At 38.0% G+C, this 14,559-nt stretch carries 13 protein-coding genes; 3 read left to right on the top strand and 10 right to left on the bottom strand.

Annotation, left to right across the window (positions count from 1 at the left end; genetic code table 11):
• Positions 1-335: MFS transporter (locus tag AFM12_RS19310; protein WP_131458502.1), on the top strand; the 335-nt coding region annotated here is incomplete at its 5' end.
• Between the two features lie 229 nt (positions 336-564).
• Here the strand turns inward: AFM12_RS19310 and AFM12_RS19305 are convergent.
• From AFM12_RS19305 to AFM12_RS19285, 6 genes are all read right to left on the bottom strand, one after another.
• Positions 565-2,595, bottom strand: a complete 2,031-nt coding sequence (locus tag AFM12_RS19305) for a heavy metal translocating P-type ATPase (protein ID WP_082391423.1) — start codon at positions 2,593-2,595, stop codon at positions 565-567.
• A gap of 6 nt (positions 2,596-2,601) precedes the next feature.
• Entirely contained in the window at positions 2,602-3,195 is a 594-nt protein-coding gene (locus AFM12_RS19300) for a methyltransferase family protein (protein ID WP_055152085.1), read from the bottom strand.
• Positions 3,196-3,206: 11 nt separating this feature from the next.
• Positions 3,207-4,427, bottom strand: a complete 1,221-nt coding sequence (locus AFM12_RS19295; protein WP_055152082.1) for an efflux RND transporter periplasmic adaptor subunit — start codon at positions 4,425-4,427, stop codon at positions 3,207-3,209.
• A gap of 11 nt (positions 4,428-4,438) precedes the next feature.
• Complete coding sequence (locus AFM12_RS19290) at positions 4,439-8,758, bottom strand: CusA/CzcA family heavy metal efflux RND transporter (protein ID WP_055152079.1); 4,320 nt, start codon at positions 8,756-8,758, stop codon at positions 4,439-4,441.
• A gap of 74 nt (positions 8,759-8,832) precedes the next feature.
• Entirely contained in the window at positions 8,833-9,153 is a 321-nt protein-coding gene (locus AFM12_RS20080; protein ID WP_374754279.1) for a DUF6660 family protein, read from the bottom strand.
• A gap of 48 nt (positions 9,154-9,201) precedes the next feature.
• A complete protein-coding gene (locus AFM12_RS19285; protein WP_055152091.1) occupies positions 9,202-9,615 on the bottom strand; it encodes a Fur family transcriptional regulator in 414 nt (137 codons plus the stop codon).
• A gap of 1,298 nt (positions 9,616-10,913) precedes the next feature.
• Here AFM12_RS19285 and AFM12_RS19280 point away from each other — a divergent pair.
• On the top strand, positions 10,914-11,273 hold the full coding sequence (locus AFM12_RS19280) for a DUF6943 family protein (protein WP_055152074.1): 360 nt from the start codon (positions 10,914-10,916) through the stop codon (positions 11,271-11,273).
• 140 nt (positions 11,274-11,413) lie between these two features.
• On the opposite strand, the gene AFM12_RS19965 is transcribed toward AFM12_RS19280, so the two are convergent.
• The 3 genes from AFM12_RS19965 to AFM12_RS19270 are packed head-to-tail and all read right to left on the bottom strand — an operon-like array spanning position 11,414 to position 12,592.
• Positions 11,414-11,620 carry a GDCCVxC domain-containing (seleno)protein gene (locus AFM12_RS19965; protein ID WP_082391422.1) on the bottom strand — a complete coding sequence of 69 codons (207 nt, stop codon included), beginning with the start codon at positions 11,618-11,620 and terminating at the stop codon, positions 11,414-11,416.
• Position 11,621: 1 nt separating this feature from the next.
• Positions 11,622-12,221 carry a mercuric transport protein MerTP gene (merTP, locus tag AFM12_RS19275; RefSeq protein WP_055152071.1) on the bottom strand — a complete coding sequence of 200 codons (600 nt, stop codon included), beginning with the start codon at positions 12,219-12,221 and terminating at the stop codon, positions 11,622-11,624.
• Positions 12,218-12,592, bottom strand: coding sequence for an ArsR/SmtB family transcription factor (locus AFM12_RS19270; protein WP_055152068.1), 375 nt, complete (start codon positions 12,590-12,592; stop codon positions 12,218-12,220). The genes merTP and AFM12_RS19270 overlap by 4 nt, the downstream gene beginning before the upstream one ends.
• 286 nt (positions 12,593-12,878) lie before the next feature.
• Here AFM12_RS19270 and AFM12_RS19775 point away from each other — a divergent pair, with 286 nt between their 5' ends.
• Positions 12,879-13,112, top strand: coding sequence for a hypothetical protein (locus AFM12_RS19775; protein ID WP_131458500.1), 234 nt, complete (start codon positions 12,879-12,881; stop codon positions 13,110-13,112).
• Positions 13,113-13,236: 124 nt separating this feature from the next.
• Here AFM12_RS19775 and AFM12_RS19265 read toward each other — a convergent pair whose 3' ends face one another.
• Positions 13,237-13,992: a hypothetical protein gene (locus AFM12_RS19265; protein ID WP_055152065.1), complete on the bottom strand. Its 756-nt coding sequence runs from the start codon at positions 13,990-13,992 to the stop codon at positions 13,237-13,239.
• Between the last annotated feature and the right edge of the window lie 567 nt (positions 13,993-14,559).

The following is a 14,559-nucleotide window of genomic DNA, read 5'->3' as shown; positions in this document are numbered from 1 at the left end:
GTTTTGCCATTATCACAATGATAATTGCCGCCTCATTTGTACAACTCATGCTTTTGAGTATTTTATTAGGACTTGGTACAGCAGTGGTCTATCCAACCTTCCTTGCTGCCATTGCAGATTACACCCATCCTGAGCAACGTGCCAATAGTATCGGTGTATTTAGATTATGGCGTGATCTGGGCTATGCAATTGGAGCAATTATAACGGGTATTATAGCAGACATTTGGGGTATTTTACCTTCAATAGGTCTTATTGGTTCTCTAACTATAGTTTCATCATTTATCTTACTCTTCAGGATGAATACAAGTCTTGAAAAGGAAGATATAATTAACTGAATCTATTATAAAACTGTATTCCCAACCACGCCCATGTGCTTCCAGTAGGTTCAATGAATTCGTTTGTACATCACTCTTTTCATTCACCCACTTCCTGCAACATGACAGAAAGTGGCATGAAAGCCCAGCCCTGTGATAGCCTACCCAAGTTTCAGTTGCGTTCAACTAATCACTTTTAATATGTCCAGGTAATCGTAAAGACCTTCGGTAAATAATTGGCCGAATACAACTACTCCCAATCCATCCGTTGTAATCTAACAGCATTAAGTATTGCTAATAATGCTACTCCCACATCGGCAAAAACTGCTTCCCACATTGTGGCTAAGCCGCCTGCACCTAAAATGAGAACAATAATCTTAATCCCGAAGGCGAAAAAAATATTTTGCCAAATGATTCTTTGAGTAGATTTAGCAATTTTTATTCCTGTTACTACTTTTGAAGGTTGGTCTGTTTGTATGATTACATCTGCCGTTTCAATGGCTACATCACTTCCCATTGCTCCCATAGCGATACCTACGTCACTTGCTGCTAATACAGGAGCATCATTGATCCCATCCCCTATAAATGCTACTGTTTTTTTGGAGTCTTCTTTGAGTAGCTCTACTTCATTCAATTTATCTTCTGGTAGCAAACCGCCTTTTGCTATTGAAATACCAAGTACAGTGGCTACCTTTTGCGTAATGCTATTCTTATCGCCAGATAACATCATTATATAATTTATACCAGCTCTTTTAAATGCTTCAATAGTTTCTTTAGCATCTTCTTTTATTTCATCAGCAATGGTTACAAAACCAGCAAACTCTCCATCTACTCCAATCAATACATTTGATTCTACTATTTCTTCAATTTCATACGGAGTATTAATATTGAACTGCTGCATCAATTTGTGATTGCCAACTACTACGTTTTTCCCTTCAACTAAACCCGTCAACCCCTTTCCTGCTATTTCTTTAATTTCAGTAGCTTCTTTTACTGGAACGCCTGATTGATATTCCATAATTGCTTTCGCTATAGGGTGAGTAGATTTAGACTCAATAGCTAAGAGTAGTGGCACTAAAGATTCCTCAGTCCATTTGCCAAAAGTTTTGATCTGGCTGATTTTGAAAACACCTTTGGTAACGGTACCTGTTTTATCCATTACCATTGTATTCACTTCTTTTAGCTTATCCATGTAGGTTGCTCCTTTGAAGAGTATTCCGTTTTTAGAAGCTGCTCCAAGACCACCGAAATAACCCAACGGGATTGAAATAACTAAAGCACAAGGGCATGAAATAACTAAGAAAATCAATGCTCTATATAACCAATCTTGAAATACATAATCTTCTACAAAAAAGTACGGAAGAAAACAGACTGCAATAGCTAAATAGAATACAATTGGTGTATATACTTTTGCCAATCTTCTGATAAGCAATTCTGTCTTTGCTTTTTTGGAAGTGGCATTTTGTACCAGCTCTAATATTTTCGCTACTGAACTATCGTTAAAAAGTTTAGTGGTTTTGATTTCAATTACACCTTCCATATTTATAGAACCCGCTAAGACATTCTCATTCTGTAAAATACTTTGTGGTTTACTTTCACCAGTTAGAGCTGCCGTATTAAGGCTCGCCTTTTCTGAAAGCAATACTCCGTCTAACGGTACTTTTTCCCCAACTTTTACTTGTATTGATTCGCCAACATTTACAGTATTTGGATTGACTTCAACGAGGGAGTCATTTCTAAATACACTGGCGATTTTGGGTCTAACATCCAAAAGAGCTTTGATATTATCTTTAGCTCTTCTTACTGCTGCACTTTGAAATAATTCTCCAACTGCATAAAATAACATTACTGCCACTCCTTCGGGATATTCACCAATAGCAAAAGCACCTATTGTAGCAATACTCATTAGGAAAAACTCAGTAAAAACCTCTCCCTTACTAAGTGCTGAAATAGCTTCTTTAATTACAGGAAAGCCAACAGGAATATAAGCGACACCATACCAAACTACTCTAATCCATTCTTTGAAAAAAGTTACATCAAAATAGTCAAGGATAATTCCAGCTATTAACAAAATAAAACTGATTATGGCAGGCAGATATGCTTTCCATCCATCAAGAGAATGGCTATGCGTCTGGTCGTGCGAATGATCGTGACCATCGTCTTCGCTATGCTCGGCTTTTAATAATGGCGGTGGCGACTTTGCATCTATTTTTTCTTCTAATGAACAGCAGACTGGTTTGCCGTTACTATCATATTGGTGTTTGTGTTTTTTATCTATCATTGTTGTTTATTTTAAAGTTAGCCATCTGTTTACTTTGGTTAGATACTCAGTGTATTGATTGCCAAATTCCTTTTTGAGAAATTCCTCTTCTAATCTGATTTGCGTATTGATACTAACAGTAGAAAGGGCTATGATTAATAATGTAAAAGCATTAGGCAGCACTAAAAACAAACCAATATTGGCGATCATAATACCTAAAAAAATGGGATTTCGAGAAAAGGCAAAAAAACCATTTGTTACCAATACTGTTTTGTTTTCTTCATCTATACCGATACGCCAAGACTCTCTCATATTTCCTTGTGCAAACCATACAAATAGCAATGAGATTATGAGCAAAATCCAACCGACATATACGAAGTATTCGTTTTTTAAAAACCAAAAAGGCATTAGAAACTTGTGCCACCTGGGGAAAAAGGCATATATGACAACTACAAGTAACTCAAGTAATGAAATAAAGCCAAAGACTTTCCCATTGTAGCCGTGGGCATCATCTCCTTTATTGAAGGTTAGTGGGTTAACATTGGTTTGCTTCCAAAGTAGATAAGATCTAAGAAAGAAGATTAAGAAAAAGTATATGAGTAAAAAAATAAATAAATACATAGTTGTAAATTTTAATCTTCGTGTTCTAATTCTCCTGCTTTAGATTGTGCATACACATAGTAGGCACCCTTCGTGACAATTTGCATTCCTTCCGGGATTTCGTCTATTAATTTTACAGACGCGTAGCCATTTTCTTTAGAGCCTTGAATTATATTGATTTTTACAAATTCTATTTCGTTATCATTTGCCTTTTCATTCGCTACATAGATAAAGCTATTGGCTCCATCATTGATAATCGCATCTTCAGGAAGAGCCGAAGATTCTACATTCGTGAGAAATATTTTTGCATTTAAAAATAGGTCTTTTAAAAATAGTGGCTTTATGCCATCTAAATGGCCATGAACACGAACTGTTTTAGTGTCGGAATTAAACTCTTTACCAATCACATCAACTCTGCCATAATAAATGGTTTGACCAAGGGCTGGAACGGTATAACTGATTTTTTGTCCTTTTTTTATACTAGCAATATCTTTTTCAAATACATCCAATTCTAAATGCAAATGTTCCGAAGAAATAATATCCATCAATGAAACGGAGGACTGGGCATACATTCCATTGTGAAAATTGATTTTGGAAATATAGCCACTCATAGGAGCTACAATTGCTATCTTTTGTCTGATGTTACTTGGCGTCAGGTCAGAAGTGGATATACCTAAAAATGAAAGCTGCTTAGCAAGACCTTGAGTTTTTGCCTCCAATACAGCCACTTCTGCTTGTGCATTTTGTAGATTTTTGATAACTCCCGCATTGGATTCTACTAATGATCTCTGGCGTTCAGCTTCCAAAAGCTTTAAATTGAGTTGTGCCTTAGCTTCTAAGTAATCTTGTTGGGTAATAATAAATTCTGTGTTCTCCAAATAGGCTATTATCGCTCCTTTTTTGATATAATCACCTTCTACAAACTTTTTAGTGCCTTTGATTATGCCGTTGGTTTTGGCAGAAACGGAAGAAAGTGCATTTGGAGGTAATCCCAAACTACCTGTTGCATTTACAAAATCGTTTACTTTAATGGTAGATAAATCTCCAAGTTCTAAACCAATGGTATTGGCTTGTTCTTTTGTAAGGTGTACGCCTTCCTCAGAGCTGTGATTGTTGCCTTCTTCCTCTGTTTGAGTAGCTTTGCTTACCTCTTGATTTGTATCACTTTCTTGGTTTTTCTTACTTCCGCATGAAGTAAGCACCATACTAAAGGCAAGCATAAAAACTGCGATGATAAATTTTATATATTTCATTTTTAAATTCTTTATTGATTAGTAAGAAATTGATAATCTGCTACGGCCTTATTGTAGGCTATTATTTGCTCCAAGTAATTTTTATTATTGGAAGCCATTAATTGTAGGGTGTTTAAGAGTTCTAAATAAGAAATTTCACCTGCCTGATAATTCAGCTGGCTCATTCTCACAATTTCAGGATTAATCCTCTCTATTTGTTCCTTATAAAAATCTACACCCGCTTTGTATAGGCTTATAGAGTTTTGTATTTCTAATTGATTTCCTTTCAAAGAAATTAATTTACTTTGGTATTGATAGTTGCCTATTTCCACTTGCGTTTTTTGTGCATAAATTCTTTTCTTAACTTGATGATTAAATAAAGGAATAGATACACCCATCTGGAAGGCATTTAAAAAGCCTCCTTGATTAAATAATTGTGGAGCATAGCCAAAATTAAAGTTTGGTTTTAATTCAGACCTCAATACCTCTATCTTGGCAGCTTCAATAGCCACTTCCTGCTTATTCTGTAATAAAAGAGGATTAGACTCAAAATCTGTTTGAGAAGTATAAATGGCCACAGAAAGGCTATTTTCTGTGGTAAGAGGCTCGTCGGCATTTAATAATATTTGGAAACGTTTGTTTAAGTTCGCAATTTCAATTTTCACCTGGTTTGAAAGCAACTCATATTCTTTCCATTTCGATTGAAGCGTAAGTACTTCAATATGATTTGCAGCTCCAGATTGCTCTCTTACTATGGCTTTCCTATGGTATTCGTTGTATGTAGCAACTAACGTATCATATAGACTTACCAGCTCTTTTTTATACTGAATATCATAATACAGTTGCTTTACCTTCCATTTGAGTTCATTGACAGTAATCTCTTTTTGTGTATCGCTTTGGCTCGAATAGGCATCTTGCAATTTATTCTGTGCCTTGGTAACACTTGGACTTGGAAAGTTCTGTACTATACCAATTTGATTTACTTGCTGACCAAATTGAGTATCAAACAAGCCATCTCCTTGATAAGAAATATCCGTTGAACCTAAATTGTATTTTAAGTTTTGCAGTGATTGATTTTTCTCTACGTTCAGTGTGGCAGCTTTTATATTGGGGTGATTAGTCAATGCTATTGAAATAGCACTATCTAAATCGATTGGTTTATTTTGGGCTTGTGTTGAGAAGGAGAAACCAAATATCAAGAGTAAGGCTAAAGCACCGCCTTTAGAAAAATTAATTCCTTTGGACTTTCGATCGCTCCATTTTTCTAACCAATAGTATAGAATAGGCAATATGACCAACGTTAAAAAAGTAGCCGTTATCAAACCACCAATGACTACTGTAGCCAAAGGTCTTTGTACTTCTGCACCACCAGAGGTAGAAATAGCCATTGGGAGAAAGCCCATTGAAGCTACTGCTGCTGTCATTATTACGGGTCTTAATCGTACTCTTGTACCAGTAATTATTCTATCTTTTATATCTGTCATACCTTCTTTTTTGAGTTGATTGAAATAACCGATAAGGACAATCCCGTTTAATACTGCCACACCAAAAAGAGCTATGAAACCGATACCTGCGGATATACTGAAAGGCAGTCCTCTAAGTTGTAAAGCCCATATTCCACCAATGGCAGATAAAGGAATGGCTGTAAAAATCAACGCTGCTTGAGCCAATGAACCAAAAGTAAAATACAATAGGATAAATATGAGAGCCAGTGCCATAGGCAGGGCAATTGAAAGTCGTGCATTGGCAGCTTTGAGGTTTTCAAACTGCCCACCATAATTAAAATAGTAACCTGAAGGTAATTTCACATTGGCATCTAATTCGGTTTGGATTTTCACAACTAACGTTTCTACGTCCGTATTTCCTACATTTACGCCAATGACTATTCTACGATTGGTGTTTTCTCTGGAAACTTGCATGGGTGCATCTACCAAGTCAATGTCGGCAACACTACTTAATGGTACTTGAGTGCCATTCTTGAGGGTAATGAAAAGGTATTTTACATCCTCAATTCCGGTTCTATTTTGTTCATTCAATCTAATTACTAAATCAAATCGCTTTTCTCCCTCATATATAACTCCTGCTTTTTCACCTGCAAAAGCTGACCTAATGACCTGATTCACTTCTTTAACATGTAAACCATACTGTGCCATTTTATCATATTTATAATTGATGATTATTTGGGGCATACCCACTGTTTGTTCAACATTCACAGTTCCGACACCTTCAATTTTCTTTATGATTTTCTCAGCTTCCGATGCTATTTGAAACATCATATCCAAGTTATCTCCGTACAGTTTAACAGCTATGTCGGCTTTTGTACCTGTCATTAGTTCATTAAAACGCATCTGAATAGGCTGCGAAAATTCATAACCAACGCCTGGTATTGACGACAGCGACTTTTCTATTTTCTTAAACATATCTGTTCTTGAGCTTGCGGAAGTCCATTCCGATTTTGGTTTCATTACCAACACATAATCTCCAATTTCTACGGGCATAGGGTCTGTTGGGATTTCTGCTGAACCAATATTGGCTACTACATCCGTGATTTCAGGAAACTCTTTTAAGAGTTTTTTCTGAATCATTTTGGAGGTTTCAACACTCTGAGAAAGTGAACTACCCGGTGGTAGAATATGCTGCATAGCCAAGTCGCCTTCTTCTAATGTAGGTATAAACTCCCCACCCATTCTGCTGAACACAAATAGACTTATCAGAAAAACTACCATCGTAGCACTTACAAATACTGTCTTAAAACGAAGTGCTGAATTGAGTAATGGTGTATAGCCTCTTTGAAAAAATGCAATAATTTTATCTGCATAGGATTCTTTATTCACTACTTTTTTCTTGAGCACCAAGGCAGCCATCATTGGCACATAGGTTAAGGATAAAATCAATGCTCCTACAATGGCAAGCATTACTGTCTGAGCCATAGGCTTAAACATTTTGCCTTCAATACCCACTAAAGCTAATATTGGTATATAGACCATTAGAATAATAATTTCGCCAAAGGCAGCCGAACTTCTTATTTTTTGAGAAGAGGTAATCACTTCACTATCCATATCAGATTGGGATAATAGTTTGCCTGCCTTACTGACTTGCAATCGGTGAACTATGGCCTCCACTATAATTACTGCACCATCTACAATAAGCCCGAAATCAATCGCTCCTAAACTCATTAAGTTAGCCGAGATACCTAATAAGTTCATCATTGAAACAGCAAAGAGCATAGCCAATGGAATGACGGAAGCTACGATTAGTCCTGCTCGCCAATTTCCTAATAGTAAGACTAAAATGAATATGACAATTAAGCCACCTTCAATGAGGTTCTTTTTTACGGTACCTATGGCAGTACTTACTAATTTGTCTCTTACCAAATAGGGTTCAATAACTACTCCTTCGGGCAATGATTTTTGGATTTGAATTACTCGCTCTTTTACCAACTCCGTTACTTGTGCAGAATTTGCTCCTTTGAACATCATTACCTTACCACCAACGACTTCTGCTCCATCTCTAACTAATGCTCCGTATCGAGGAGCTTTTCCATATTGAACAGTAGCAACATCTTTTACTAAGACTGGAATATTACCTGCATCACTGACTACAATATTTCCTATGTCGTCTAAAGATTTGGCTAAACCTTCTGAACGGATATAGTATGCATTTGAGCTTTTTTCTATGTATGCTCCGCCGGTATTTTCATTACTCTTTTCTAAGGCTGAAAATATATCTGTAATGCTTATACCTAAAGATTTCAGAAGATTAGGATTTACTGCTACTTCATATTGTTTCAGAAAGCCACCCATTGAGTTAACCTCTGCTACACCTTCTATGCCCAAAAGCTGTCGGGTAACTATCCAATCTTGAATACTTCTAAGCTCTGTTGACGAATATTTGTCTTCAAATCCTTCTTCTGGTCGGACCACATATTGATAAATTTCTCCTAAGCCGGTTGAAAGCGGTGCCATTTCAGGAGTGCCCAGACTATTAGGAATATCTTCTTCAGCTTCTCTTAGCTTTTCGTTAACCAACTGTCGAGCCAAGTAAATATCATAATCTTCTTCAAAGACTACAGTTACTACGGATAAGCCAAAACGAGAGATAGACCGTATTTCTTCTGTCTTTTGCAAACTCTGTACGGCAAGCTCTACAGGAGTAGTAATAAATTGCTCTACTTCTTGGGTAGCCAGATTAGGTGAAATGGTAATGATCTGTACTTGATTATTCGTTATATCAGGAACAGCATCTATGGGTAACTGTTTGAGAGAAAATAATCCCCAAACTATGAGGGCTGCTACAATAAGCCCTACAACAAACTTATTCCTTACCGAATAAGCGATAATATTATCGAACATTAATATTTGATTTTTATAAAATAGTTAAACCTTGACTATGATTGAAAAGGGCATAGTAGCCCCTTGAATGTGGTTTAACTATGGGCTGGCGGGTGCCAAACTCCTTCGCTGTAATCAAAGGAATAATCAAATGTGTAATGAAAAAGGTATTCTGTTGAAATAACCGCTCTCGCCTGCACCAAAGATTGCAAAGTAGGCATTGTAATCATAGTGCCACAACAAGCACATACACAAAACGGTGTGCAACTATCTTGGTGGTCTGAATGATTATGGTCGTGGTCCGTAGCAGATACCTCAGTGTTTGAAGAATGGGAAGTTTGGGGCATACCATCTGTACACGGCACTACAGATAGTGCCATAAAATAAATACTTAATATGAATGCCAAAAGTCTCATTTCTGGTTTCAAAGGTAAGACATGTTCTCTGCAACCCATTTGCAAAGTTTAACGATTGCAATTTTCACATAGACCTTTAATAACCATATTGGCTTGTTGCATTTTGAAGTTTTTAGGAAGTTCAATTTGAGGAATATTCTGATTGGTAAGGCAGAAGGTGTTTTGGCAGTTGGTGCAATGGAAATGATAATGTTGGTCAATGGTTTCACATTCGCAACTTTCTAAGCACAGAGCATATTTTAATTGCTTTGTGCCATCATCTATGGTGTGAACGAGCTTATTTTTCTCAAAGGTTTTAAGTGTTCTGTATAGTGTGGACTTATCAGCACTTTCAAAGGCGTTTTCTATACTTTGCAAAGAAATAGTATGGTCTTGCTCCATCAAATATTGAAGAACAAGGATTCGCATTGCAGTAGGTTTTATATCCCTATGATTGAGTCTATTTTCTATTTTTTCATTCATCATAAAAATCAAAAATTCTTTTTCTCCAAAACAATGGCTTTCTTTTGAATTACGGCATACTTTTACGCCTTTTGTGTAACATTTATTTGCCTAAGTTTTATTTATTTGGATACTTCTTCCCCCTATTTTTTTTAGTTAAATAATAATTTAAACAACTTTTCGGATCCTATCTGCTTTATCATCTACAATAATCGAAACCTAAAGCAGCATATCGCGAAACGCATTCTCTACAGTATTTTTTAGAATGTAGTTATTCATTGTAACTACCTAAATCCGTATTGCAATAATGGATACCTCGCATTCACCCACTTCCCGCCTCCCTCGGCAAACGTAGCCTGAAAGTCCAGCCGCCTGCTAACCCGCCCAGCCTACACCAACCTTTTCTTCTGCATACCAACACGCGGTTATAAGGTCTCGCCTTCGGGTTCGTCTTTTGTTTCGTCAGGCATATAAAAAAGGGTAAAGCAAGCGGCTAAATCTTGTGACTAAATGAAACTCTGTCAATCATCCGCCCTTTTTTATACCCTTCGTCAGGCAGGCTACCGGCTGTGCGGTGGCTCATCTGTTAACCGCCGTCTCAGTTGCCTTCCTTCACACAGCCGTACCCTTGTCTCCGCTCGTTCCCTCTGGCCACCCCAAACCCCTGTTTATAGGTCGCCTTTCGGCAATTTAATTTATGGGGTGCCCAGCCTCTCGCATCTGTTTATGCTCGCCTGCGTTGTCGCTGCGGGCTGGTTCGGGCTGTCATGTTTTTTGCCTTTCTCCAATGTGCTTCAGTAGCTGGATAGATTTTTACCTAGAAGCAGCTTTCGTCTTACCAGCCACTTCTGGCACCGCACACAGGCGTAGCTCAGCCGCTACACCTGCCTTTCCCTCGCTCAGCAAAAAAACACGCCAGCCCGGCCGTAAACGGGAGGTCGCCACCCACACTTAGGTGTTCCTGTGTCTCCCCCCCTTGCTCCGCTCGCAGACGGCTCGCTTTGCTACGCCGGGGTTAACCCGTAGCAGTTCGATTAAAGTTAATTTTTAAGAATAAAAGAAGGGCAAAGATGGGCGGCAGCTCAGGCCATTGCTCATAATGAACTGTAAAGGTCAGGCCCTTCGGGTTTTGGATGAAAACTTTTGACATGTCTTTTAGTCAGCTTTTGCTTTCAAAACTTTTCAACCAAAAACCTTGACAGCCCATTTCACCTGCCGCCCCTCCTGAAGCCTTTCTTTTTTTCTTGTTTTTTCTTTGTCAAAAAAATATAAGCGGAGCCAAGCGTAGCCAACATTTCAAATTTTAATGCCCTACGTGTATGCAATTCACAGCCAAAACTTACTCACCTGGTCAACTCATTCATCCCTTCAATTTCTTCGTTCTCTCCAAAGGATTAAATAGTGGAAAGCTCATTTCTGAACCTTGCCCCAATTGTTACCAGATTATTTGCCTCACTTCAGAAGACAAAGAGACATTAGAACTCCTCAGTTTTTGCCTGTGGCAGTCAAAAGTCTTTTATAAGGATTTAGTGGGGTCAGTAATTCCCTTTCTAAGAATTGGAGATTTAAGGAAGGCTCTTCACGAAGCCATTGAACACTCAAAGAATAAACCAGAAATCCATCAATTATCCGGCAATATTCAAAAGCTCAATGAACTGGAGGAGCAATACCGGCCTTAGTAAAAGTAATTCTTATCAAGTAAGTTTTTTTATCCGATCGCCCACTCTATGTTTTATCTTTGTAAATTAAATTTCGTAAATCTTTACACAAAAGATTGTTACTCTATTATTCATGTAAAAGGATTAAACTTCTTTTTCGGCTAACAGCAATTTATTTTTTGTTGAATAGGCGGACATTTTACACTTCCATAACTGCAATAAACACAACAGTCACCTTTCTGTGGTCTTAGGACTGTTGTGCATTTTTCACATTCGTAAAAGTACTGACAAGCGTCAGTCGGCATTGTTTCTTCTTTCTTGTGTCCGCAGTTAGGGCAAGTGATTGTTGATTGTAATATGACTTCCATTCTATTCCTCCTTTTTGTCTGTTACTGAATATCCTGTTCCGTTAATGGCTGTTTCAATTTCGGCTATGTTCGTTTTCGAGTTGTCAAATTCTACGATTGCGTTTCCATTCTCGTATGAAGCAGTTGATTTGATTATTCCTGAAAGTTTGTTCACTTCGTGGTTTACGTGTTCTTCGCATCCCGCACATGTCATTCCGCTGATTGTAAATTCAACGGTCTGTACATTTGATTTGTCAACAACGATTACTTGTTTTTCTGCCCTGGGGTAGAAAATATGAGCATAGTAAGGAAAGGCAAGCATTACAATTGCAAATGCTGTTACAATTCCTAAAAACATTTTACTCTGAATGAACTTTGGCTTTTCTTCAATTTCACAATCACAGTCAATTTCCCTTTTCGGTTTAAGTTTTTGATACCAAGCAAAGCCAAGTACCAAAATTGTTAGTCCAATAAAATATGGGCGGAAAGATTCAAGCCACGAAAAAGATGAAGCAATTCCGCTTGTTCCTGCAATGAGTGCCAAAACTGGCGTAATACAACATAGAGAAGCAGCGAATGCCGTTAAAATTCCTGCTCCGATTAGTTTATTGTCCTTTTTCATATTGTCTCCAAAATTTTGTTTTCGTCAAGTATTTTGAAAAACGGTTCAAGCAAGTTTTTGTATTCGTTGGTCAGCGAGTAGAAAATGGTTTGTGCTTGTCTTTCAGTTTCAATGAGTTTTCGGTCTTTTAGTTTTCGTAGGTGTTGAGAAATTGAAGAAATAGTCATTCCAAGAATGTCGCTTAAATCGCAAACACAAAGTTGCTTTTCTTCATAAAGCAGGAACAGGATTTTTAATCTGACATTGTTACCCGCCAATTCAAGTCCATTCGATAAATAGTCAAACGAACTGTTGAGTTCTGAAACTCGGTCTTTACAACGGTTTATTTGTTTAATGTCCGCTTGTTGTCTAATGCAAGAATTGATTTCCATAAGCACAAATTTATCAAATTATTTTATTCAAGCAATTGCTTAAATACGCAATTAATCATGTAGTCGAATAACTTTCATTCCTCCACTTTAAAATATGACAAACTGCCTCATTATAAAATTCATATGCTAAGGTAGTAAGGCAGGCAAACCCACTAGGCCAACCTTTCCTAAAACATAAAAAAGACTACGGCATAAACACCAATCAACCCCTCAGGCCCTCATTTATTCCGTTTCCTTTTTTCTGTTTTAACTGCCTTACAGAGAGATGCATATAAATTTTATAATTATGAGTCGTCGTAAACCTATTTCTCTCAGCTGCAGTTCAGCTTCTTGTCCTTCTCACACCGTTCCCGCTTCAGATTTTGTGGCGGTCAGTCCTTATGCTTACCAGCGTCATATGCGTAAAGCTAATCGCATTAAGCCTCATAAGCGTGGGGTTCGCGTTTATCGTATCCCCTGTGGTTGTAGCCTTTGGGTTTATCAGTCAGGTGAGCGTTTTCTTTCAGCATTGCCCTTTTAGGGCTTTGCTGATTTCCTCAAAAATCAAAGTTTAGGGAACTTAGGAAATCTAGGATTGCTCGGAAATGGACAATAAAAAACCCTGTCGATTGACAGGGCCTTTCAAAACCAAGAAGAACTTATGTTTACAAACCGCTCACCGCAACGATGGACAAGGCATTGTGAGCACCATTTTTCAATGGATACATCTCTCCATTTACTTCTTGGTAAAACTCGATTCCGAATACCAGAAACAGCGGGTGAGTGCTGTTTGCTGTTACCGTATTGGTCAGTGTTACTGCAGCCGCCGGAGGGTTCGTCCATGGAAGTACCGCACTCTCCTGAAGATCGACGGTAAAGGTTTCATTCTCGAAATCTACCTCAGCTCCACCAGATACAAACTTGAAATGCGTTGCACCACCTGGAGCAGCAATCATTTGAGCAGGCTTAAAACTTGGAATGCTTACTTCCAATGTGCCTGCCACCCGGTCAATTGCACTGGAATAAGGGGCATAAATGGTATTTCCGAGCTTTCCATTAGCATTAAACTCGAAACCAGTCAGCAATTCAGCTTCGCCGTCAATCACGTTTCTTTCGCCTCTGGTGTTCGTGGCATCCGCCTGAATCACTTTTACCATAGTAGAGGTTAGACGGCTCACCATTCGTCTGTCTGAAGCGTTTTGAAGAAGAACTCTCAGAGAGTTACGCAGTAATTTTCCGGCTTTACCGGCTCTCCCAAACTCAGCTCCATTTTCACGAGTCCGCTGAAAATTCGGATCATTTGCAATTCTGTCGGCATCCACGCCGCCTTTTTCGCGGGCAAGATAGCCATCCTGTGTTTTGTAGAAAGTAATACCTCCGATAGTACCATCTAACTTGATAAGACCCTTTTGTCGTGCCATTTTACTAGATATTTATTTGGTTTGATATAAAGATACTCTTTGTATATCAGTCGTTTAAAACCCTCAAACCATCCCTGCCGAAATTGCCGTACTTTGCCGAAATACACCAACTATTCAACCCGATTTATTTCTTATCTTTGCAATACCTCATTCATATTTGATTCGACTCAACGGTATGGATGGAGTATTATTTTTTGAAATACTGTAATGAAAAGATTGTGTATTTATCCGAAAGACATTCAGATAATCACAGGTAGAAGTGAAAGGTACGGTCGCTCACTCATCCAAAAGATGAAGGAGCACTTCCAAAAAGAAGCCCACCAGATGATAACTATTCAAGAGTTTTGTCAGTATTTGGGTTTACAAGAAGAAGCCGTTACAAGCCAAATTCACTAGGCCATACGCCAAATCACTGAACCTGAGAGCAGCTTTCAACACACTTTTCCAAACAGGTTTCTTTCTCTTCTTTAGCTATATTTAGCTTTGTTTCAAGCACTTTCGTTGCCTATTTGTTGCCAAAATCTTGTAACTAGTTGATAATCATCAATTGATTACTTTTTGTATCGG

Origin of the sequence: Jiulongibacter sediminis, from assembly GCF_001306455.1 — a bacterium.
In the GTDB taxonomy this organism is placed as follows: Bacteria; Bacteroidota; Bacteroidia; order Cytophagales; family Spirosomataceae; genus Jiulongibacter; species Jiulongibacter sediminis.
This window is presented reverse-complemented; position numbering and strand designations above follow the sequence as displayed.